General features: G+C 65.2%; 1 protein-coding gene. It reads left to right on the top strand.

Annotated features, from left to right (window positions below; genetic code table 11):
- The coding region (locus L981_RS32745; protein WP_043627013.1) for an aldehyde dehydrogenase family protein at positions 1-528 on the top strand (528 nt) is incomplete at both ends.

The raw sequence follows: 528 nt of genomic DNA, 5'->3' as shown, positions 1-528 counted from the left end.
ACCAGCTGGAAATGGGCGGCAAGAACCCCTTCGTCGTGCTCGACGATGCCGACCTCAATGTCGCGGTCGAGGCCGCAGTCAATTCCGCCTTCTTCTCGACCGGCCAGCGCTGCACCGCATCCTCGCGCCTCATCGTCACCGAGGGCATCCACGACCGCTTCGTCGCTGCGATGGGTGAGCGGATCCAGGGGCTCGTCGTCGACGACGCCCTGAAGGCCGGCACCCAGATCGGCCCTGTTGTCGACGAAAGCCAGCTCAACCAGGACACCGACTACATCGCCATCGGCAAACAGGAAGGCGCCAAGCTCGCCTTCGGCGGCGAACTCTTGAAGCGCGACACGCCCGGTTTCTACCTGCAGCCGGCGCTGTTCACCGAGGCGACAAACGCCATGCGCATTTCCCGCGAGGAGATCTTCGGCCCGGTCGCATCGGTCATCCGGGTCAGGGACTACGACGAGGCGCTTGCTGTCGCCAACGACACGCCCTTCGGCCTGTCGTCGGGCATCGCCACCACGAGCCTCAAGCATG

The sequence above is a fragment of the Ensifer sp. ZNC0028 genome, assembly GCF_000799055.1.
Lineage (GTDB): Bacteria > Pseudomonadota > Alphaproteobacteria > Rhizobiales > Rhizobiaceae > Ensifer.
This window is presented reverse-complemented; position numbering and strand designations above follow the sequence as displayed.